This is a genomic window from Kribbella sp. NPDC056345 (genome assembly GCF_042262745.1).
Lineage (GTDB): Bacteria > Actinomycetota > Actinomycetes > Propionibacteriales > Kribbellaceae > Kribbella.
The window spans coordinates 232,685-252,885 of record NZ_JBHJQQ010000003.1; the positions used below are offsets into that span (position 1 = coordinate 232,685).

Annotated in this window: 19 protein-coding genes; 12 read left to right on the plus strand and 7 right to left on the minus strand. The window is 68.4% G+C overall.

Annotated features, from left to right (window positions below):
• The first annotated feature begins 7 nt into the window (after positions 1 to 7).
• From ACFCV3_RS12070 to ACFCV3_RS12085, 4 genes are read left to right on the plus strand one after another with little or no spacing between them, the layout of a single operon-like run.
• Positions 8 to 1,048, plus strand: coding sequence for a hypothetical protein (locus tag ACFCV3_RS12070; RefSeq protein ID WP_376029206.1), 1,041 nt, complete (start codon positions 8 to 10; stop codon positions 1,046 to 1,048).
• A complete protein-coding gene (locus ACFCV3_RS12075; RefSeq protein ID WP_376029208.1) occupies positions 1,041 to 1,622 on the plus strand; it encodes a hypothetical protein in 582 nt (193 codons plus the stop codon). The genes ACFCV3_RS12070 and ACFCV3_RS12075 overlap by 8 nt, the downstream gene beginning before the upstream one ends.
• Complete coding sequence (locus tag ACFCV3_RS12080; RefSeq protein ID WP_376029211.1) at positions 1,571 to 2,785, plus strand: sensor histidine kinase; 1,215 nt, start codon at positions 1,571 to 1,573, stop codon at positions 2,783 to 2,785. Before ACFCV3_RS12075 ends, ACFCV3_RS12080 begins: the two co-directional genes overlap by 52 nt.
• Entirely contained in the window at positions 2,782 to 3,444 is a 663-nt protein-coding gene (locus ACFCV3_RS12085) for a sigma-70 family RNA polymerase sigma factor (RefSeq protein ID WP_376029214.1), read from the plus strand. The genes ACFCV3_RS12080 and ACFCV3_RS12085 overlap by 4 nt, the downstream gene beginning before the upstream one ends.
• On the opposite strand, the gene ACFCV3_RS12090 is transcribed toward ACFCV3_RS12085, so the two are convergent.
• On the minus strand, positions 3,441 to 4,019 hold the full coding sequence (locus ACFCV3_RS12090; protein WP_376029216.1) for an NTP transferase domain-containing protein: 579 nt from the start codon (positions 4,017 to 4,019) through the stop codon (positions 3,441 to 3,443). The two genes, ACFCV3_RS12085 and ACFCV3_RS12090, sit on opposite strands and share 4 nt — an antisense overlap.
• Before the next feature lie 109 nt (positions 4,020 to 4,128).
• On the opposite strand from ACFCV3_RS12090, the gene ACFCV3_RS12095 reads away from it, so the two are divergent.
• The 5 genes from ACFCV3_RS12095 to ACFCV3_RS12115 all read left to right on the plus strand — a co-directional run bounded on the left by ACFCV3_RS12095 (position 4,129) and on the right by ACFCV3_RS12115 (position 9,875).
• Positions 4,129 to 5,016: a helix-turn-helix domain-containing protein gene (locus ACFCV3_RS12095; RefSeq protein ID WP_376029218.1), complete on the plus strand. Its 888-nt coding sequence runs from the start codon at positions 4,129 to 4,131 to the stop codon at positions 5,014 to 5,016.
• Between the two features lie 69 nt (positions 5,017 to 5,085).
• A complete protein-coding gene (locus ACFCV3_RS12100; protein WP_376029221.1) occupies positions 5,086 to 5,559 on the plus strand; it encodes a (2Fe-2S)-binding protein in 474 nt (157 codons plus the stop codon).
• Between the two features lie 2 nt (positions 5,560 to 5,561).
• Positions 5,562 to 6,563 carry an FAD binding domain-containing protein gene (locus ACFCV3_RS12105; protein WP_376029223.1) on the plus strand — a complete coding sequence of 334 codons (1,002 nt, stop codon included), beginning with the start codon at positions 5,562 to 5,564 and terminating at the stop codon, positions 6,561 to 6,563.
• Between the two features lie 29 nt (positions 6,564 to 6,592).
• Complete coding sequence (locus ACFCV3_RS12110; protein WP_376029225.1) at positions 6,593 to 8,890, plus strand: xanthine dehydrogenase family protein molybdopterin-binding subunit; 2,298 nt, start codon at positions 6,593 to 6,595, stop codon at positions 8,888 to 8,890.
• A 4-nt stretch (positions 8,891 to 8,894) separates the two neighbouring features.
• Positions 8,895 to 9,875, plus strand: a complete 981-nt coding sequence (locus ACFCV3_RS12115; RefSeq protein WP_376029227.1) for an XdhC family protein — start codon at positions 8,895 to 8,897, stop codon at positions 9,873 to 9,875.
• Here ACFCV3_RS12115 and ACFCV3_RS12120 read toward each other — a convergent pair.
• From ACFCV3_RS12120 to mmsA, 6 genes are all read right to left on the minus strand, one after another.
• Positions 9,835 to 10,272: an SgcJ/EcaC family oxidoreductase gene (locus tag ACFCV3_RS12120; RefSeq protein WP_376029230.1), complete on the minus strand. Its 438-nt coding sequence runs from the start codon at positions 10,270 to 10,272 to the stop codon at positions 9,835 to 9,837. The genes ACFCV3_RS12115 and ACFCV3_RS12120 overlap by 41 nt on opposite strands.
• 154 nt (positions 10,273 to 10,426) lie before the next feature.
• Complete coding sequence (locus tag ACFCV3_RS12125) at positions 10,427 to 11,749, minus strand: sensor histidine kinase (RefSeq protein ID WP_376029233.1); 1,323 nt, start codon at positions 11,747 to 11,749, stop codon at positions 10,427 to 10,429.
• Entirely contained in the window at positions 11,746 to 12,426 is a 681-nt protein-coding gene (locus ACFCV3_RS12130; protein ID WP_376029235.1) for a response regulator transcription factor, read from the minus strand. The genes ACFCV3_RS12125 and ACFCV3_RS12130 overlap by 4 nt, the downstream gene beginning before the upstream one ends.
• A gap of 129 nt (positions 12,427 to 12,555) precedes the next feature.
• The gene (locus tag ACFCV3_RS12135; protein WP_376029237.1) at positions 12,556 to 13,662 is read right to left on the minus strand and encodes a substrate-binding domain-containing protein; all 1,107 of its coding nucleotides are present in this window, start codon (positions 13,660 to 13,662) and stop codon (positions 12,556 to 12,558) included.
• A gap of 48 nt (positions 13,663 to 13,710) precedes the next feature.
• Positions 13,711 to 15,009 carry a multiple monosaccharide ABC transporter permease gene (mmsB, locus tag ACFCV3_RS12140; protein WP_376029239.1) on the minus strand — a complete coding sequence of 433 codons (1,299 nt, stop codon included), beginning with the start codon at positions 15,007 to 15,009 and terminating at the stop codon, positions 13,711 to 13,713.
• Positions 15,009 to 16,553: a multiple monosaccharide ABC transporter ATP-binding protein gene (gene mmsA, locus ACFCV3_RS12145; RefSeq protein ID WP_376029242.1), complete on the minus strand. Its 1,545-nt coding sequence runs from the start codon at positions 16,551 to 16,553 to the stop codon at positions 15,009 to 15,011. The genes mmsB and mmsA overlap by 1 nt, the downstream gene beginning before the upstream one ends.
• A gap of 144 nt (positions 16,554 to 16,697) precedes the next feature.
• Between mmsA and ACFCV3_RS12150 the strand changes: the two genes are divergently transcribed.
• From ACFCV3_RS12150 to ACFCV3_RS12160, 3 genes are all read left to right on the plus strand, one after another.
• Positions 16,698 to 17,936: an ROK family transcriptional regulator gene (locus ACFCV3_RS12150; RefSeq protein WP_376029245.1), complete on the plus strand. Its 1,239-nt coding sequence runs from the start codon at positions 16,698 to 16,700 to the stop codon at positions 17,934 to 17,936.
• Positions 17,937 to 18,023: 87 nt separating this feature from the next.
• Complete coding sequence (locus ACFCV3_RS12155) at positions 18,024 to 19,202, plus strand: flavohemoglobin expression-modulating QEGLA motif protein (RefSeq protein WP_376029248.1); 1,179 nt, start codon at positions 18,024 to 18,026, stop codon at positions 19,200 to 19,202.
• Entirely contained in the window at positions 19,199 to 20,197 is a 999-nt protein-coding gene (locus ACFCV3_RS12160; RefSeq protein ID WP_376029251.1) for a glutathione synthase, read from the plus strand. Before ACFCV3_RS12155 ends, ACFCV3_RS12160 begins: the two co-directional genes overlap by 4 nt.
• Positions 20,198 to 20,201 lie beyond the last annotated feature (4 nt).

Below are 20,201 nucleotides of genomic sequence, written 5' to 3' on the forward strand. Positions count from 1 at the left end.
AACCCACATGATCAACGAACCACCGCGCCGGGAACGCGTCGGCGCCTGGCTGTTGCTGCTCGGCACAACCGTCGCCGGCGTCGGTCTCGTCTGGGACATCCAATGGCACGCCGACGTCGGGCCCGACACCTTCTTCACCCTCCCGCACCTCGTCATGTACCTGGGTTCGGCGATCAGCGGCACCACCTCACTGGCCGTCGTACTCCTCACCACCCGAGCCGCCGACCGAGCAGGCGCCATCACCGTACTGCGCGTCTTCCGCGCACCGCTGCCCTTCCTCCTCTGCGGTACGGCGGCCGCCGTCGGACTGCTCTACGGCCTGGCGGATCTGTGGTGGCACACGGTCTACGGCTTCGACGTGACGCCGACCTCGCCACCGCATGTCGCAATGTCGCTGATGAGCCTGTTCGACACGGTCGGCCTGACACTGGCCTTCATGCTGATGCGGCGCAGTGCGTCCGGCAGGTTCGGCCTGGCCGCGGCCGTCGCGACATCCCTTGCCTCGCTGGTCTTCCTTGCCTATTCGACCCCGCCTCTGCCCGGTGTCCATTCGGTCGTCCTCGCCATCACTGCCGTGGCGGTGATCCTGGTCGCAGCGACTGCTGGCGCACTCCGGAGCCCGAAGGCGGTGGCGATGATCGCCGCGACCTACGCCGTCGTACAGGTCGTCCTGTGGGTCTTCCCGATGCCTGCCACCAAGCTGTACGCCGAATCGCTCGGGCTGGGTTTGCGGGACTATGTGGTCGGGGTGCCGGTGATGCCGATCACCTTCCCAATGGCGACGCCGTTGGCAGCGCTGGCCTTTGCCGCGGGCATGCACTTCGCTGCACGGCGCAACTGGGCTCCCAGGACGACGGTGCCTGTCCTCGGTGCCGTGGCTGGCACCTTGGTTGCTCTCGGCTACTTCGTGGTGCCGGTCTTCGAGCCTGAACCTCTCACCCTTGTCGCCGGACCTGTCGTCGGAGCGCTGGCCGCGTGGATCGGCTGGCAGCTCGGCAGCGTTGGCCGGGCCGCGTCCCAGGAAAGTAAGGAACTGAGCCATGTCTAAGCGCATCCTGTTCGCCCTCGCCGCGGCCGTGTTGCTCGCCGCAACGACCGGAGTCACCCCGGCCTCCGCCCGAGGAACGGAGGCCGAACCGCTCGACATCGTGCACACCGAACTGACCACGGTCGGCCCCTACCAGGTCCGCACCTCCTTCAGCCGATGGCCCCTGCGCTCCGAACGCTCACTCGACTTCCTCTTCGAGACCGAGCAGGGCATCGCCGGGCTCAAGGCCACCCTGAAACCCGTCGCACCGGACGGCGAAGTGTTGCGGCCGCAGCAGCAGTCCACGGCTGACGGCACTGAGCTCGCCCGGCACCCGAGAGCACTCGACCAGTGGGGCTTCGACATCGTCGCACTCAACCAGCCAGGGATCTGGCGCTTCGAGTTCACCCTCGACGGACCGGACGGACCCGGTACCGGCGTACTCGAAGTCCCGGTCGGCAGCCGTCCGGGACCGCCTGGGGCACTAGCCTGGGCAGTAGGCCTGCTGCCGTTGGCGGCCGTCGTACCGCTGGGAGGCTATCTGTGGTGGAGGACCAGGCCGGGGCGTCGACGCGACACGTGGCAATGGACCTGACCGCTCTCAGGCGCCGGCTCGGGCCGGCGCCGCTGTCGGTTGCCCAGGTCAACCACCTGGTCACGGCGACCTTCCCGCTGATGGTTGCCCTGGTCGGCTTCGAGCGCTTCGACTCCGCCGGCGGGATCGCGCTGGCCGCCGGGCTGGCCCAGACCGTCGCGCTGACCTGGGCCCGCCGCTTCCCGGCCGCGATGATGCTCGTGATCATCGCGATGGAGGCCGCCCTGTTCTGGGTGAGCCACAGCGTGCTGACCTTCGGCGTCATCATCGCCGCGTACTACGCAGCCTCGTGGGGCGACCGGCGGCAGCGAATCGTCGCGTTGTCCGCCGGCCTCGGCTACTGCGCTGTCGCGGTGGCCCTGACGACGATCAGCAACATCAGGACGCTGCCGATGGCGGGTGCGATGGTGATGTGCTTCCTCGGCTTCTGGATCAGCGGCCGGTTCGAGGCTTCGCAACGGTCCCGCATCTCCGAACTGCGCGAGACCTCGAGCCGCCTGGCCGAGGAGAGGGCCGTCGCGGAGCAACGCGCCGCGGATCGAGAGCGCGCACTACTGGCCAGGGAACTGCACGACATCCTCAACCACTCCGTCACCCGGATGGTGCTGGACGCCGAGGCCGGTGCGGAGACCGGTGACGAGGCCGCCGCCAGACAGACCCTGTACCGCGTCGCCGACACCGGCCGGGATTCGCTCGCCGAGCTGCGGCGCCTCCTCGGCGTACTGCGCACCGAGACCCCCGACGAGCTACGTCCGCCACCCGATCTGAACCAGCTCGACGAACTCGTCGACCGGATCCCGTCGAGCGGACCGCAGGTCACCGTCGACCGCCAAGGCGAGGTGCGTCCCGCCGACACCAGTATCGAGCTCGCCGCCTACCGGGTGGTCCAGGAGTCCTTGACCAACGTGGCGAAGCACGCAGGCGCCGTACCGACGAACGTCCGGCTGACCTATCTGACCGGAGCCCTGGAGATCGAGGTCGTGAACGAACTGCCCCGTGACCGCCGTCAGACGCGGGCTGTGCGCGGTACCGGCCTGGTGGGACTGCGCGAGCGCGTCGAGCTGCTGGGTGGGACCTTGCACGCCGGCCCCACGAAGACCGGCTTCGCCGTCTACGCCACGCTGCCCCTCCGCCAACCGGTCCGCTCCGGCGGTGGCTCGTGACCGGCGCCGTACGGGTCGTGGTCTGTGACGACGAGGAGCTCCTGCGCGAGGCCCTCGGCCGTCTGGTCGACGTCGCGCCCGATCTCGAGGTCGTCGCCGTCGCGGGCAACGGCCGCGAAGCGATCGAGGCCGCTCACCTCCACTCCCCCGACGTCGTCCTGATGGACATCCGGATGCCGGTCCTCGACGGTATCGAGGCCACCCGCCGGATCGTGGCCGCCAACCCCCGCACGCGCGTCCTCATCCTCACCACGTATGACCTCGACAGCTACGTGTACGCCGCTCTGCAGGCAGGCGCGAGCGGATTCCTGCTCAAGGATGCTCCCAGTGAACGTCTCCGGGACGGCATCCGCATCGTTGCCGCAGGCAACTCGGTACTCGCCCCGGAAACCACCACCCGCCTGATCGAGGCCCTCCGCCCCGACCTCCCCAACGCCGAAGACCAAGCCCTCCTGCAAGCACTGCAGCACCTGACCGATCGAGAACGCGAAGTCTTCGACCTGGTCGCACTCGGCCTGTCCAACCAGGAGATCGCCGAACGCCTCGTCATCAGCCGAAGCACCGTCAAGGTCCACGTCTCCAACGTCCTGGCCAAGCTCGGCCTCCCGGACCGAATCCAGACCGTCCTGGCCCGCTCCCGCCTCCGCCCTCACCTCTAGCTAAGGCGGTGGCCTGGCGGTAACTGCTCGCTGCGATCCACATCGGCACCGTCGGCGAGGGCTGAGCAGTCGATGTCCCGCGGCGGGTGGTCACGTAGATAGCTGCGGGCACCCTGGTCACCGACGGCGGCCTCGCGCACTCCGGACCAGTGGTCCGTGCCGAGCAGCACCGGGTGCCCCGGCGTTCCGTCGTACACGGCGCGGACCAAGGCATCCCGGTCAGCCTCCGCGGCAATCCGGCGTACGGCGGCTTCGGTCAGGCCGGGCAGGTCCACCGGTACGACGAGCGCTGCGTCGGCAGGGGCCAAGGCATCCAGCGCGGCGCGCAGCGATGCTCCCATGCCTTGCTCCCAGTTGGTTGCCACCACCACCCTGACCGGCTCGTCCGTCAGCTCTGCTGTCACCTCCGCAGCAGCGGCACCGACCACAACGACGACCGGGTCACAGCCGCTGGCCGCGAGCAGGCGGGAGGTTCGCACGACCCAGGCCGTGCCGGCCGCGTCCCGGACCAGGGCCTTGGGCGCGCCCATCCGGCGACCGGCCCCAGCCGCCAGTACGACGCCGACGATCTGCACGCTCGCAAACGTAGTGCAAGCAGGCCATCCCGTGGACGGCAGCCGGGGAGCCCTTCCGCCCGGTGGTAGTTTTCCGCACATCGGGACAGATGACCCCGGAGGCAATGTGATGCCAGCCTACGAAGCGCTAGAGCTCGATCACGGGACACACGCGCAGCGCACGTTCTGTAGCTGGACCGACACCGGTTGGCGGTCGGTGCTGCTGCAGGTGCACGACGACGCCCCGGACGCCGTGGAGTTCTCGCTGCCGCCCATCGCGGAACAGCACCTGGTGCTCGCCACAGCCGGTGACGCCTGGCTGGAGTCCCATGCGGACGGCGGCTGGCGGTCCGCCCACTACACGCGGGGTCAGATCGGTCTGACTGCGCCGGGCCGGTCGACGCGGCTGCGTTACCGATCGACCGCCGGTATGACGACGCTCCACCTCTACCTGCCCGGCAGTCTCATGCAGCGGGTCGGGCTCGAGCTCTGGGGTGGCGATCGCCTCGCCTCGCATCAGCCCGATGCACTGGCCGTGACCGACCCCGTGGCCGAGCAGGTCATACTCGGCCTCGCCGCGGCAGCGTCCGACGGCCTCGACGATCTCTACGCCGAGACCGCGGCCGAGTTCCTCGCAGTCCACCTGCACACCCGGTACGGCGGGATGCCGCCGGCCGAGATCCCGCGGTACGAGGACGCCCGGGTACGCAAGGCCATCGAGCTGATGCGGGACAACCTCCAAGCGCCGTTGACGTTGTCGGACATCGCCGGCGAGATCTGGCTGAGTGTTTATCACTTCCTTCGGGTGTTCAAGGCGGCGACCGGCCAGACACCACGTCGCTACCTCACCTCGCTGCGGGTCCAGGCCGCCCGTCGGCACCTGGCCGACAGCGACATCCTGATCAGCGAGGTGGCGCGCCTGTGCGGGTTCAGCAGTCCGGCGCAACTGTCCGCGGTGTTCATCCGGGAGACCGGTGTGTCACCGTCGGCGTACCGGCAGAGTCACCGCCGTACCTGAGCAATCCGCCGGTAGCGGGCAGCAATTTGGCGATACCTGTCCTCGGTCCGCGATTCCTACAGTGGCGGCATGGACAACGCCCTGGCCTTCACCGTCAACGGCCGCCCGACCCGGCTCACCGTGGACCCGCGCGAGTCGCTGCTCGATGTCCTGCGCGAGCGTCTCGAGCTCACCGGGACCAAAAAGGGTTGTGATCACGGCCAATGCGGCGCGTGCACCGTGCACGTCGACGGGCGCCGGGTGGTCTCCTGCCTGACCCCAGCCGTCAAGGTGGACGGCCGAGCCGTCACGACCATCGAAGGTATCGGCGGACCGGACGGCGAGCTCCATCCGCTGCAGCAGGCGTTCATCGACAACGACGCTCTCCAGTGCGGCTACTGCACACCTGGGCAGGTGATGTCCGGAGTCGCCTGCCTGGCCGAAGGGCATGCGTCCGACGACGCCGAGATCCGTGAGTACATGAGCGGCAATCTCTGCCGCTGCGGCGCGTACGTCGGCATCGTTGCCGCGATCCGCCAGACCGCACGACAGGCGGGACGCTGACCATGCGACCTTTCGCGTACGCCGCTCCGCGCACCCTCGGTCAGGCCGTCGAGGCACTCGCCGACGGCGGTCCGGGGACCCGCGTGCTGGCCGGCGGCACCACGTTGTACGACCTGATGAAGTTGCAGATCGAGAAACCACGCTCGGTCGTCGACATCAGCCGCATCTCCGAGCTGACCCGGATCACGACCTCCGGCCGCGAGCTCGTCTTCGGCGCCGGTGCCCGGATGGCCGACGTCGCGGAGGATCCCGTCGTACGGCGTGACTACCCGGCGTTGTCGGAGTCGTTGTGGCGCGCGGCATCCCAGCAGCTGCGCAACATGGCGACGGTCGGCGGCAACCTCCTGCAACGGACCCGCTGCAGCTACTTCCGCGGCGGTCCCGCCTTTCCCTGTAACAAGCGCGAACCCGGCAGTGGCTGCTCGGCGATCGACGGAATCGACCGCCACCATGCACTGTTCGGGGCGAGCGATGCCTGTATCGCGACGTACCCGGGTGACTGGGCGATCGCCTTGCTGGCCTTCGATGCCACGGTCGACGTCGTCGGTCCGGACGGGCAGCGCACGATCGAGCTGGCCGACCTCCACCTGGAACCGGGTAACACGCCGGAGCGGGAGCACACCCTGGCTGCGGACGAGATCATCGTGCGGATCCGGGTTCCGAAGACCGCGGCCGGCCGCGGATCGACGTACCACAAGATCCGTGACCGCGAGTCGTACGCCTTCGCGCTCACTGCGGCCGCGGTCGGTCTCACCGTCAGCCGGCGCGGCCGGATCGAGGAGTGCCGGATCGCGCTCGGTGGTGTGGCGACGCGCCCCTGGCGGGTCCCGGCCGCCGAGCAGACCTTGATCGGTGCACGCCTGACCGAGGACACCGCCCGCCGGGCCGGTGAAGTCGCCTTCGAGGGCGCCAAGGTCGGCCACCACAACGGGTTCCGGCGCGAGCTGGGCATTCGCACCGTCACTGACGCGCTGCTGATCGCCAGAACCCGAGCCACTCGATGACCCGCCCAACCACAGGAGGCTGCTGACCCATGCCCACACGGCGTAACTTCCTGCGCGCCGCCGGAGCGGCCAGTGCGTTGGCCGGAGTGGAGACCGTCCGCTCCCCGTTGGGCGCTGCCGCCCTGGCGGGCAGCACGACCGAGCAGCAGTCGTACCTCCGCCGCGTCGATGCCCGCGACAAAGTTCGCGGCGTGATCCGGTACGGTGCCGATCGCGCACCGGCCGGGATGACCCATGCCGTGCCCGTCGTCGCCACCATCGGCAAAGGCCGGGTGACAGGATTCGACACCGCAGCCGCAGAGGCCGTCCCCGGCGTACGGCTAGTGCTGACGCACATTTCGCCCGCTGAGCTTCGTTCGGCCCCGTTCCTGATGGCGGGTGGGTTCGCCGTACAGGGCTATCAGCCGATGACGTCGGACCGGGTCGCCTACCGCGGGCAGCTGATCGCGCTCGTGGTGGCCGACACGCTTGTTGCAGCCACCGAGGCCGCCGAGTTGGTCGAGGCCCGGTACGAGACTGAGTCCTTCGCTGTCCAGCTGGGCGCGGCCGGCACGGAGACGGTCCTCCAGTCGGCGGTTCTGCCGCGCTTCCCGGACACTGTCATGGGCGACGCGGACGCTGCCTACGCCGCGAGCCCCATCAAGCTCGACGCCACGTACGACGGCCCGCCGCAGCACGCGATGCCGATCGAACTGCTGTCCAGCACGGTCGAGTGGCAGGGCGAGAACCTGATCGTGCATGAGGGCACTCAGAACGCGAACGGCGTCCAGCACGGCATCGCGTACGCACTCAACATCTCCGCCGACCGGGTGGAGATCATCTCCCCGTCGGCCGGAGGCGCCTTCGGTCAGAAGAACGGGCTCCAGATGCATCTCGGCCCGCTCGCCATCGCCGCCCGCCGGGTGGGCCGGCCGGTCAAGCTGGTCATCCCCCGCACCCAGACGTTCCACGCGGGCAGCTTCCGCCCCGCGAGCCGGCAACGCATCCGGCTCGGCGCCGACCACTCGGGCCGGATGCACGCGGCGATCCACGACATCGACGCCCAGACCTCGCGGGGCGACTTCTTCCCGATGCAGTACACCGAGCTCACCGGGCGGCTCTACAACATCCCGAACTTTCGTGGCCGGCAGCAACTGGTTCGCACCGACGCCCAGACCCCGGGCTATATGCGGGCGCCGTTCGAGCACATCGCGGCTTTCGCGCTCGAGTCGAGTGTCGACGAGCTCGCCTACCGGCTCGGCCAGGACCCGGTGGCGCTGCGGCTCGCCAACGACGCGCCCACCACCGACCCGATCAGCGGCCACCCGTTCTCCTCGCGCCACCTCGCCGAGTGCCTGCGCCGCGGTGCGGACCAGTTCGGTTGGGTGGATCGCCGGCCAGGTACCGGCTCGATGCGGACCAAGGACGGCACCCTGATCGGCTGGGGTATGGCCAGCGGTGCGTACAAGGCAGCCACGGCACCGGCCACCGCCGTACTGCGGGCCGAAAGCCTCGGGCGCCGACGGTGCCGGATCACCATCACGGTGGACGGGCACGAGATGGGCCAGGGAATCCGCACCGCCATCACCAACCTGATCAGCGGCAGCGTGCGGGTGCCCGCCCGGGATGTCGTCGTCATCGTGGGCGACACCCGCGGTCTGCCACCGCAACACATCACCGCCGGGTCCTGGGGTACGGCGACCGCCCTGCCTGCTGTCGACGCGGCACTGGCGAAATTGCGTGCACAGCTTGGTCTCCCGCCGAGCGGCCCGGTCGACCTGCCCGCTGCCATGGGTGGCAGACCCCCGATCGAGCTGCAGGCTCGGACGAAGGCGCCTGGCCAGCCGGACGACATCTGGGACCGCGTGGCCACCGGAATCGGCGCCGGGGCCGGACCTGAATACCCCGAATTCACGTCGATGAGCTTCATCGCGCACTTCGTCGAGGTGCGGATCGAGCCGCGGATCCGGCGCATCCGGGTGCCACGAGTGGTCAGCGTCGCCGACTGCGGCCGGGTCGCGAGCCCTGTCACCGCGGTGAGTCAGGTTCGGGGCGGCGTCGTCTGGGGAATTGGCGCGACGCTGCGGGAAGGCAGCGAGGTCGATCCGCGCTTCGGCGGCTTCCTGAGTGCGTCACTTGAGGACTATGCGGTTCCGGTCAATGCCGACATCGGCTCCATCGATGTCAGCCTCATCGACAAGCCCGACCTCCGGCTCAACTCGGTCGGGGTGAAGAGCCTCGGCGAGGTGTCGATGGTCGGCGTCGCGCCCGCCATCGCCAACGCGGTCTTCCATGCCACCGGCCGGCGGCTGCGCCGGCTGCCGATCCGCATCGAGGACGTGATGTGAGGAGATGAGCGCCACCGCCGCCGAACTCGCCGCGATCAGGCAGGCCTGGCGCAACGGCCGCCGGCCCGCGCTTGCTCTGGCCACTCTCGTTGAGGTCGAAGGGTCGTCGTACCGGCGTCCTGGGGCGCGCCTGCTGATCAACGCCGATGGCAGCACGGTCGGGAACCTCACCGGTGGCTGTCTCGACCAGGAGATCGTCGAGGCAGCCGAGAACGTGCACCGGACGGGGTGCGCGCAGGTGGTCGAGTACGACCTGCGCGGTGACGAGGAGGCCGTCCTTGGCTGGGGAATGGGTTGCAACGGGTTGTTGCGCATCCTCGTCGAGCCCGCGACGCCGTCGAGCAGCATGCTGCAGTTGCTCGATCAGACCGTGGTGCTGCGCAAATCAGTACAGATCACCACAGTGGTGTCCGGACCACAGACCGGGCTCCGCCGGTGGCAGGTGGACGGCGAGGAGGCCCGCGGCACCCTCATCGACAGAGGCGAGCACCACGTCTTCACCGAGACCCTGGCGCCGGCTCCGCGGGTCGTCATCTGCGGTGCGGGCGACGACGTACCGCCCATCGCCCGCGCGGCGACCGGCCTCGGCTGGGAGGTCGTCGTGGCCGACCACCGACGTGCTCTGCTCGGCCCCACTCGCTTTCCCGCCGGTACCAAACTCACCCGCACGCTGCCGCCTGTCGACTCCGGCAGCTACATCCTGGTGATGACGCACAACTTCCTGCGCGATGCGGAGTACCTGTCGGCCGCCCTCGCCTCCCCCGCCGCCTATATCGGCGTCCTCGGACCCAGCCGTCGCCTCCAGCGGATGCGCGACTACCTCGGCATCACCGCCGCTGAAGCCCGCCTCCGCGGACCGGCAGGCCTCGACCTCGGCGGCCAGGGCCCGGACGAGATCGCCATCGAGATCATCGCCGAGCTCCTGGCCGCGGCCAGGCAACGGGTCAGGACTTGGCCGGAGCGGCAGAGGAGTGGTGTTCGGTGATCAGCCACTTGCCGTCGATCTTTTCGTAGACGTAGGTGAAGCGGGCCGGGACCTTCTTCTGAACGCCGTCCTCGTCGGTCACGGTGAAGGTGTAGTTGCCGCTGTGGCTCGCCGAGTCCTCGTCGATGATGCGGACGTGGGACTCGGTGATCGTCCCGGTCGGCTTCTTGGGCAGGAAGTCCTCGACGAAGTACTCCTTGATCTGCTCGCGGTTGGTGCGGACCACGGGGCTCAGGGTCGGCAGCAGTACGCCGTTGTCGGCGTACAGGTCGGCCACACCCTGCGCGTCGCCCTTCAGCGCGGTGTTCCACTGGTCGAACAGGGCCGCGATCTCCTGCGTCGTGGGCTTGGCCGTGGTGGCGGCATCGGCACTGCTGCAGGCGGTCAAGCCAGTCATGGCGAGAAGGGTGATCGCTGCGACCTGGACACGGCGGGCGGTGGGGATCCTCACTGGGTTTCTCCTTGGCTGGTGGCGTTCTCGATGCCTCCAGACTTCCGTTGCGCCATGCAACGATCGGCCAAGAAAGGGTGTGGACTACGACAGGATCACGTCAGCGTTTGGCAGGTGGTTGCCAGGCGCCCAGACTGATCCGTACGTCGAGTCCGCCGCCGTCGGCGGGCCGCAGTTCAACGGTCCCGGCGTCATGTTCGACCAGCTGGCGGACGATCGCGAGGCCCAGGCCGGTCCCGGTGCCGGGCGGACCGGCTCGCCAGAACCGGTCGAAGGCGCGGCCGCGTTGCTCGTCGGTCATCCCGGCGCCCTGATCGCGGATCACGAGGTCGACCGTCGGCCCGCGCCGGCGGGCTCGCAGTATGACGCTGCTGCCGGCGGGCGCGGCGGTGAGCGCGTTGCTGAGGATGTTGTCGAGGACCTGCTCCATCGCGCCGGGGGTCGCGGTGATCTTGCAGGGCCGTTCGACGTCGACGTGCAAGGTGACCCCGGCATCGTCCATCGCGGCGGACCAGGTCGAGCTGCGGGCATCGACGACCTCCGCAAGGTCGACGCATTGTGCCGCGGTCGTGGTGGACTCGGCGCGAGCCAGGGTGAGGAGCCCTTCGACCATCCGGCTCATCCGGTGGATCTCGGCGTCGACGGTCGCGATCCGCTCACTCAGCTGCGGGTCGTCGCTGGTGTCACGGATGTTGTCGAGGGTCAGTCGCATGGCCGCGAGCGGCGTACGGAGTTGGTGCGAAGCGTCGGCGACGAACGCCCGTTGCGAACCCAGCAAGGCGTCCGTCTGCCGGGCGCTGTTGTTGAGCGTCCGCGCCAGCGTCGCGATCTCGGGCGCGCCCTTGGTCTCGGCGCGGGCCGAGTAATCGCCCTCGCCGATGCGGCGGGCCACGGCATCGAGGCGCTTGAGTGGCCGGGCAATGGTGCTGGCGATCAGTACGGCGATCGCGGTCGCCGCCAGCAGTACTCCAGCACCCGTGAGCAACCGGAACCGCCAGATCTGCGCGATCTGCGCATTGACCTCGCCGGCCGGCGAGATGATCTGTACGGCGGCGACGGTGCGGCTGCCCGACTTGACCGGCAGCACGACACTCACCGAATCTGCGTTCCAGCGCGGGCCTGGATCCCCGCCGGACAGTGCCTGACTGACCTGTGCGTCATTCACCGCTCCCTCCCCGGCATAGATCAGCCGGACCTGCGAGCCGGTCGCGCTCTCGAAGTCACGGGTCCGGTCCCTGATCGCCTGCTTGGTGGCCGGATCCGTCCGGACTACGAGCGGGGCGAACAACCTGGCCTCCCGCTCAGCGGTATGCTCCAGCGTCGACCGCAGGATCGACGCCGAACTCGCCGCGACCGGAATCGTGAACAGGGCCAACGCAATGGCCACCAGGATCACGTAGCTCGCGACCAGCCGGAGCTTCATCCGCCGTCCTGCTCGAGCCGGAAGCCGACACCACGAACCGTCTGTACGTCGATCGCCCCGGCGAGCTTCTTCCGCAGCGAACCGACGTGGACGTCCAGGGTGCGCGTGGATCCGAACCAGTTGCTGTCCCAGACCTCCTCGATCAGCTGCTCCCTGGTGTGAACGGCACCCGGCCGCGACGCCAGCAATGCGAGCAGATCGAACTCCCTCGGTGTCAACGAGACCTCCGCCCCGGCCACGAACACCCGCCGGGCAGCTCGATCAAGCGTCACGGTGCCGAGCTGCTGAGCATCCACCGGGGCCGCCGCGACCACTTGGTCCCGCACCGCCGTACGCCGCGTGACCGCGCGGATCCGCGCCACCAGCTCGCGCAACCCGAACGGCTTCGACACGTAGTCGTCCGCCCCGATCTCGAGCCCGACGACCCGCTCGATCTCGTCGGAGCGGGCAGTGATGATGATCAACGGAACGTCGCTGACCGCCCGGATCCGGCGGCAGATGTCGATGCCGTCGGCATCAGGCAGCCCCAGATCGAGCAGCACCACCCCGGCTGCCGGGTGCGAGGCCAGTGCCTCCGCGCCGGTGGTCACGTGCCGAACCTCGAAACCGTACCGGGGCAGGCCCTCGGACAAGGCACCGGCGATCGCGGGATCATCTTCAACCAGGAGAACCAGCACAGGCTCCAAGCTCCCACAACCCACGTCATGGTCCGGTCAGCGAATCGTCAAGATTCGGCACAGATCCCGCCCCGGACCGCAAAGACGCCCGCCTGGAAGACCAGGCGGGCGCCGTACAGCGTTGGTGTGCTACTTGGTGAGCGGGGCGAGCTTGGGGTCGTTCGCGTAGGCCTCGGCCGCGTTGGCCTTGGTCACGATGACCGGCGGGAGCAGGAAGGACGGGACGACCTTGACCCCGTTGTTGTAGGTCTTGGTGTCGTTGACCTGCGGGGTGCCGCCGGTCTGCAGGGCCTTGATCATGGTGATCGTCTCGGCGACCAGCTTGCGGGTGTCCTTGTTGATGGTGGAGTACTGCTGGCCGGCCATGATCGACTTGACCGACTCGACCTCGGAGTCCTGGCCGGTGACGACCGGGGTCGGCTTGCCGGCGCCCTTGACCGAGGTCAGGATCGCGCGGGCCAGGGTGTCGTTCGGCGACAGCACGCCGTCCAGGGTCTTGCTGCCGGTGTACGTCGAGGTCAGCAGCGAGTCCATCCGCTGCTGGGCGCCCTCGGCCTTCCAGCCCTGGATGGCGGTCTGCTTGATGTCCTTCTGGCCGGAGCCGACGATGACCTCGCCCTTGTCGATCAGCGGCTTGAGGACGTCCATCGCGCCGTTGAAGAAGACCGCGGAGTTGTTGTCGTCGGGCGAGCCCGAGAACAGCTCGATGGTCCACGGGCCGGTCGCCTTCTTGGCCTTCATCCCGTCCAGCAGGGCCTGGCCCTGCAGCTGACCGACCTTGAAGTTGTCGAACGCGATGTAGTAGTCCAGGTCACCGGTGTTGGTGATGAGCCGGTCGTAGGCGATGACGACCGCGCCGGACTCCTTGGCCTGCTTCACCTGGGTGGACAGCTGCGCGGCGTCGGTCGCGCCGATCACGATGACCTTCGCGCCCTTGGTGACCATGGCCGAGATCTGGGCCTGCTGGTCGGCGACGGTCGTGGAGGCACCGGCGTACTGGACGTCGGACTTGAAGCCCGCTTCCTTCAGGCCGTTGGTGAACAGGTCACCGGCCAGCACCCAGTTCTCCGACGTCTTCGACGGGAGTGCGACGCCCACCAGGGAGTCCGCCGCGAAGCCCTTCGGCGCATCGCCGGTGGTGCCTTCGCCCTCACGGGTGTTGCCGCAGGCCGCGGCCCCGAGAGCGAGTACGGCGACGGCACCGGCCGCGACCGCCTTGGAGATGAACTTGTACATCGTGGATACCTTTCGTGGGCCGTCCGCGTTCGCGGGCGGTTGGCTACCTCAGCTGGCGGCCGGGGTCTTGTCGCTCGGCCGGGGCACATCGGCCGGGACCGGCGCGGCGGGCGGTCCCTCCCGCCGGAACGGACGGGTGATCGAGTCGATGACGGAGAACCGTCCCTGGCTCTTGTTGTAGACATCGAGCGCGACGGCGAACAGCAGCACCAGGCCCTTGATCATCTGGACCAGGTCAACGCCGACGCCCATCAGCTGCAGGCCGTTGTTGAGCAGGGCCATCACCAGACCGCCGACGATCGAGCCGCTGACGGTCCCCAGACCGCCGGAGACCGCGGCGCCGCCGATGAACACAGCCGCGATCGCGTCGAGCTCCCAGCTCAGACCGTCCTGCGGGCCGGAGGCCGCCGACCGCGCGACGAAGATCATGCCGGCCAGGGCGGCGAGGATCCCCATGTTGGTCATCACGAAGAAGTTGACCCGCTGCAGCTTCACGCCGGACAGCTCCGCGGCGCGCGCGTTGCCGCCGACCGCGTAGATCCGCCGGCCGGAAACCGTGTTGCGCGTGTAGAACGAGTAGATGAGCACCAGGCCGATCAGGATGATGCCCGACACCGGCAGGCTGGTGCCGACCCGTCCACCGGCGAACCGCAGGGTGGCGAAGATGATGACGCCCACCATCACGGCGAGCCGCACACCGGAGATCCACAGCGGAGCGGGCTCGGCACCCATCTCCTGCCGGGTCTTCCGGGCCTGCCACTCGCGCCACGCCACGGCCAGGCAACCGATCAGGCCGAGCAGCAGCGTCAGGTTGTTGTAGCCGGTGGCCGGACCGACCTCAGGCAGATAGCCCGCGCCGATCGTGCGGAAGCCCTCCGGGACCGGAACGGTGTCGGCGTTGCCGATGAACTGGTTGCCACCGCGGAACAGCAACATGCCGGCCAGCGTCACGATGAACGCCGGTACGCCGATGTAGGCGACCCAGAAGCCTTGCCAGGCACCGATGAGCGCGCCGACCACCAGGCCCAGCACGATCCCGAGCGGCCACGGTACGTCGAAGTTCTGGATCGCCTTGGCGACCACGATCCCGACGAACGCGGCGACCGACCCGACCGACAGGTCGATGTGCCCGGCAACGATCACCATCAGCATCCCGATCGCGAGGATCAGGATGTAGGAGTACTGACTGACCACCGCGATCAGGTTGCCCGACGTCAGCGTGAGTCCGTCGGTCAGCACCTGGAACAGCAGGACGATCGCCACCAGGGTGAAGATCATGCCGAACTGGCGGCCGACAGAGGTGGTCCCTCCGAAGAGGTTCTTCTTGAGGTCTTGGAGTCCGCTCATCACACCGGCATCTTCTTCGTAGTGGTCATCTGCTTCATCAGGCGTTCGGGATCGGCGTCCGCGCGGGCGACCTCACCGGTGATCGTGCCCTCGAACACCGTGTAGATCCGGTCGCACAGGCCGATCAGCTCCGGGAGCTCCGAGGAGATCACCACGACGCCCTTGCCCTGTGCGGCGAGCCGGTGAATGATCCCGTAGATCTCGAACTTGGCCCCGACGTCGATCCCGCGGGTCGGCTCGTCGAGGATCAGCAGGTCCGGGTCGGTGAACATCCACTTGGCCAGGACGACCTTCTGCTGGTTACCACCGGACAGCTTCGAGATACCCTCGTCGACCGACGGTGTCTTGATCCGCAGCTCCTGCCGGTACTCCTCGGCGACCCGGTGCTCGGCCACCTCGTCGATGACACCGTGCCGCGCGATCTTGGCCGGCTTGGCCGCCACGATCGAGGTCTTGATGTCGTCGAGCAGGTTGAGACCGATCGCCTTGCGGTCCTCGCTCACGTAGGCCAGGCCGTTCCCGATCGCCTCCGAGACCGTCCGCAGCTGGATCTCCCGGCCGTCCTTGAAGACCTGGCCGCTCAGCCAGGTGCCGTAGGACCGGCCGAACAGGCTCATCGCGAGCTCGGTCCGCCCGGCACCCATCAGCCCGGCGAATCCGACCACCTCACCGCGCCGTACCGAGAAGCTCGCCTGCTTGCACACCAGCCGGTCATGGGCGATCGGATGCCGCACCGTCCAGTCCCGGACCTCGAAGAAGACCTCGCCGACGTCCGGGGTGTAGTCGGGGAACCGGCTGCTCATGTCGCGGCCCACCATGCCGCGCACGATCCGGTCCTCGTTCACCCCGTCGGCCTTGACGTCGAGCGTCTCGATCGTCTTCCCGTCGCGCAGGATGGTGATCGAGTCGGCGATCGCCTCGATCTCGTTCAGCTTGTGCGAAATGATGATCGAGGTGATGCCCTGCGTCTTGAACTCGCGCAGCAGGTCCAGCAGCTGCTGCGAGTCGGACTCGTTCAGCGCGGCGGTCGGCTCGTCCAGGATCAGCAGCTTGACGTCCTTCGCGAACGCCTTGGCGATCTCGATCAGCTGCTGCTTGCCGACGCCGATGTCCTTGATCAGCGTGTCCGGGTCCTCCCGGAGGCCGACCAGCTTCATCAGCTCCAGCGCGCGCCGCTGAGCGGTCTTCCAGTCGATGGCCAGGCCCTTGCGCGGCTCGTTGCCGAGGAAGATGTTCTCGGTGATCGACATCCCGGGAATCAGCGCCAGCTCCTGGTGGATGATCACGATCCCGGAGTTCTCGCTGGCCCGGATGTCGCCGAACCGGGCCTCCTCGCCCCGGTACCGGATCTCGCCGCTGTAGTCGCCGTACGGGTAGACGCCGCTGAGCACCTTCATCAGCGTCGACTTCCCGGCGCCGTTCTCCCCGCAGATGGCATGGATCTCGCCCTCGCGCACCACCAGGTTCACGTCGGCCAGCGCCTTCACACCAGGGAACGTCTTGGTGATCGAGCGCATCTCGAGCAGCACCGGAGCGGCGCTCACAGGGCAGGGCTTTGCATTGGCATCACTGTCTCCGGGACTTCTGGGTGTCGCGAGCTCATCCTGGCGAGGACAGTAAATCCAATTGATTTACTTCGTCAACACTCTGCGGGAGACTGGCCCCGATCAGTGATCTGGAGGCAACGGGTGCGACAAGCGGGTACGAACCTCCCCAAGGTCGGGCGGTACAACCAGGCGGTGGTGCTGGAGCAGATCCAGCGGGCCGACGGCATCAGCCGGCAGGAGATCGCCCAGCACACCGGCCTCACTCCCCAGGCCGTGTCGGGGATCGTCCGCCGGCTGCTCGACGAGGGCATCGTGCGGGAGGACGGCGCCAGCCGGGTGAACAGCTCCGGCAAGCCGCGCACCATCCTGCGCATCAATGCCGACGCCGGGTGCGCGATCGGGCTGCACTTCGACCCGGCGGAGCTCGCCTGCGTCGCCGTGGACCTGCGCGGCCGGCCACTGGTCACCAAGCGGCTCCCGACGCCGGGCGGCGCAGATCCGGACGAGGTCATCGCGTCGATGGCGAGCCTGGTCCAGGAGGTTCTCGGGCTGGCTGCGGTCCGTCCCGACCGGGTCCTCGGGCTGGGACTGGCCAGTCCAGGGCCGATCGACCAGGAACACGGGACGGTGGTTTCGCCACCGCAGTTGGCGCACTGGAACCGCGTCCCGATCAAGCAGCTGCTGAGCGACGCCACCGGCATGACCGTGACCCTGGACAACGACGCCTCCGCCGCCGCCATCGGCGAGCGCTGGGCCGGAGCCGGCCGCAGCGTCGCCAACTTCGCGTACTTCTTCTTCGGTACCGGCATCGGCGGCGGCCTGATCCTGAACCAGCAGGTGTACCGAGGTGGATCGTTCAACGCAGCCGAGTTCGGCCACACGTCCGTCGTACCGGACGGGCTGGAGTGCTACTGCGGCAACCGGGGTTGCCTGGAGACCGTGGCCCGCCCGGCCGCGATCGTCGCCGAGACCCACCGCAGGCTCATCGCCGGCAGTCCGAGCACGCTGGCCGAGCGGTTCCGCATCGCTCCCGCCACCGTCGACATCTCGGCGATCCACGACGCGGCCGTGGCCAATGACCCGCTGGCCGCCGGCGTTCTGGCCCAGGCGGCCGACTACGTCGCCAGCACGGTCGTCAACGTCGTCAACGTGACCGACGTGGACCTGGTCGTCCTCGGCGGCCACGGCATCCGCCATATCGGCGACCGCTACGCCGAAACCGCCCGCCAAGCGGTCGCCACCCGAGCCATGTCCAGGCACATCCGAGGCGTCGACGTAGTCCTGTCCCCCCTGGGCGCCGACGCCGCCGTCGTCGGCGGCGCGGCCCTCGTCCTCCACCGCGCCTACTCCCCCCAGCTGTCAGCGCTCCTCTCGGACTGAGCACACAATCGAACGTAATTAAACAAAACGTTTTCTCATGACCGCCTGATCAGGTTGTCGGTGGTTGTTGGTGGGTACGGGCGGTGGATGACTTCTTCGGATCAGCGGCTGGGGGCGGCTGTTGAGATTGACGGTGAACTGACGGCGATCGAGCGGAGGCTGGATCTGTTGCTCAATCTGACGCCGGTCAACACGGCGGAGGCGTGGGTGGACTTCGAACGGGGAGACTTCGGGTCGGCGCCTACGCTGCGGCTCCGGCCGCTGGAGTTCGAGCCCGACCTGGTACGGCGTGAGTTGTACGACCTCGAGATCGAGAAGGTCGACGATCCCGCGCTGCACACGCTCTTCCGGGCGAAGCGGGACGAGATCGCGCGCGAGATCACGATCCTGGAGGACCGCGACACGTCACGATTCGTGTATGGATCACTACAGCTGTACGGCGAGGTTTCGCCGTCGCTCGCCGCCACGGCGGAGGAGTTGCTCGAGCTCATTCCGCCGCAGGCTCCCAGTGGCCGCAGCGTCACGGCGGGTGCGTTCGCGCAGGCGGCTCAGGAGGAGTTCGATCGGTACCAGGCCGTCTATCCGGACTTCCCGGCGTACGTCGAGGTGCGTGAGGACGTGTCCGAGCTGATGGTCTCGTTCGGCCGGCTGCTCATCCCCGAGACTGCCGCAATCCGGGCGGACCGCGTCGAACCCCTGCTGCACCACGAGGTCGGAACCCATGTCGTCACCTATCAGAACGGCGCCCGGCAACCGCTGACCATGCTGAAGATCGGGCTGCCTGGGTACGACGAGACGCAAGAGGGTCTTGCTGTCCTCGCCGAATACCTGGTCGGCGGGCTGGACCCCCGGCGGCTGCGGGTGCTCGCGGCCCGAGTGGTTGCCGTCGGCAAGATGCTTGACGGCGTGGAGTTCCTGGACATCTTCGAATCGCTCCGGACGGACCACCGAATCCCGCCCAAGACGGCCTGGTCGATCGCGACCCGGGTCGTCGTCGGTGGCGGTTCGGTGAAGGACGCGATCTACCTGCGCGGCATCACCCGCATCCTCGAAACGCTTGCTGAAGGCAACAGCCTCGACGTGCTCTTCGTCGGCAAACTCGCCCTGGACCACGTCCCGCTGATCCAGGACCTGCTCGACCGCGGCGTCCTCGAAGCGCCCTGGGTCCGGCCGCGGTGGCTGGAGGTGCCCGGCGCTCAGGAGCGCCTGGACAGGCTGCGCGCCGGGGTTTCGGTCACCGACCTGTACGAGGGAGTTGCGTCATGAGACTGGCCTTCTTCGTCAACGATGTCCCGACCGAGATCGACGAATACACGACCACGCGCCTCGCCAGAGCCGCCGTACAGGGTGGTCATGAGGTTTGGTACGTCGGAGTCGGTGACGTCGACGCCGGCCCGGGTGACGGGGAGCTGACGGCCCGGGCGCGTGCCGCGGAGTTTCAGGAGGGCGACACCCTCGAGACGTTCATGGAGCGCATCAAGGAGCGCGACGCCGAGCGGATCGTGCTGGACGAGCTCGGCGCCCTGTTCCTGCGCAACGAGTCGATCGACGACCTGCGGGACCGGTCGTGGGCGAGCCCACTGGGCGTGATCTTCGGCCAGCTGCTCGAGGCTCGCGGCGTGACAGTGGTGAACAACCCCTCGGCGCTCGGCCGCGCCACGAGCAAGCTCTACCTCGAGGAGTTCCCGGCCAAGATCCGGCCCCGGTCACTGGTCACCCGCGACCCCGAGGCGATCGAACGATTCGCCGCTGAGGTCGGCCACTGCGTGGTCAAGCCGCTGTACGGATCCAAGGGCCGGAACGTGTTCATGATCGAGGGCCAGGGCGAGGCGAACCTCGCCCAGATGACGGAGGCGGTGCTCGAGGACGGTTATGCGATCGCCCAGGAGTTCGTCGAGGGCGGTGAGGACGGCGACGCCCGGATCTTCCTGCTCGAGGGCCGGCTGCTCGAGTGCGACGGCAAACCGGCCGCCTTCCGCCGGGTCCCGACCGGGAACGACCCCCGCGCCAACATCAGCACCGGCGGGCACCCCGTCGCGCTCGAGATCGGCGACACCGAACGGGACATCATCGAAGCGATGAGCGAGAAACTCGTTGCCGACGGCATGTTCTTCGTCGGCATCGACGTGATCGGCAGCAAGGTGGTCGAGATCAACGCGGAGAGCCCCGGCGGCCTCCAGAGCATCGAGAGGCTCTACGACCTCGACGTCTGCCCCACCGTCATCGACGCGCTGGAACGCCGTACCAAATCGAAGCCGTGAGGAC

Bases quoted from the DNA above. Each gene is read 5' to 3' on its own strand.
- ACFCV3_RS12070 (WP_376029206.1), top strand. From the start codon at position 8: ATGATCAACGAACCACCGCGCCGGGAACGCGTCGGCGCCTGGCTGTTG.
- ACFCV3_RS12135 (WP_376029237.1), bottom strand. From the start codon at position 13,662: ATGTACAAGTTCATCTCCAAGGCGGTCGCGGCCGGTGCCGTCGCCGTA.
- ACFCV3_RS12125 (WP_376029233.1), bottom strand. From the start codon at position 11,749: ATGAAGCTCCGGCTGGTCGCGAGCTACGTGATCCTGGTGGCCATTGCG.
- ACFCV3_RS12095 (WP_376029218.1), top strand. From the start codon at position 4,129: ATGCCAGCCTACGAAGCGCTAGAGCTCGATCACGGGACACACGCGCAG.
- ACFCV3_RS12110 (WP_376029225.1), top strand. From the start codon at position 6,593: ATGCCCACACGGCGTAACTTCCTGCGCGCCGCCGGAGCGGCCAGTGCG.
- ACFCV3_RS12075 (WP_376029208.1), top strand. From the start codon at position 1,041: ATGTCTAAGCGCATCCTGTTCGCCCTCGCCGCGGCCGTGTTGCTCGCC.
- ACFCV3_RS12100 (WP_376029221.1), top strand. From the start codon at position 5,086: ATGGACAACGCCCTGGCCTTCACCGTCAACGGCCGCCCGACCCGGCTC.
- ACFCV3_RS12115 (WP_376029227.1), top strand. From the start codon at position 8,895: ATGAGCGCCACCGCCGCCGAACTCGCCGCGATCAGGCAGGCCTGGCGC.
- ACFCV3_RS12155 (WP_376029248.1), top strand. From the start codon at position 18,024: ATGACTTCTTCGGATCAGCGGCTGGGGGCGGCTGTTGAGATTGACGGT.
- mmsB (WP_376029239.1), bottom strand. From the start codon at position 15,009: ATGAGCGGACTCCAAGACCTCAAGAAGAACCTCTTCGGAGGGACCACC.
- ACFCV3_RS12120 (WP_376029230.1), bottom strand. From the start codon at position 10,272: ATGACTGGCTTGACCGCCTGCAGCAGTGCCGATGCCGCCACCACGGCC.
- ACFCV3_RS12105 (WP_376029223.1), top strand. From the start codon at position 5,562: ATGCGACCTTTCGCGTACGCCGCTCCGCGCACCCTCGGTCAGGCCGTC.
- ACFCV3_RS12160 (WP_376029251.1), top strand. From the start codon at position 19,199: ATGAGACTGGCCTTCTTCGTCAACGATGTCCCGACCGAGATCGACGAA.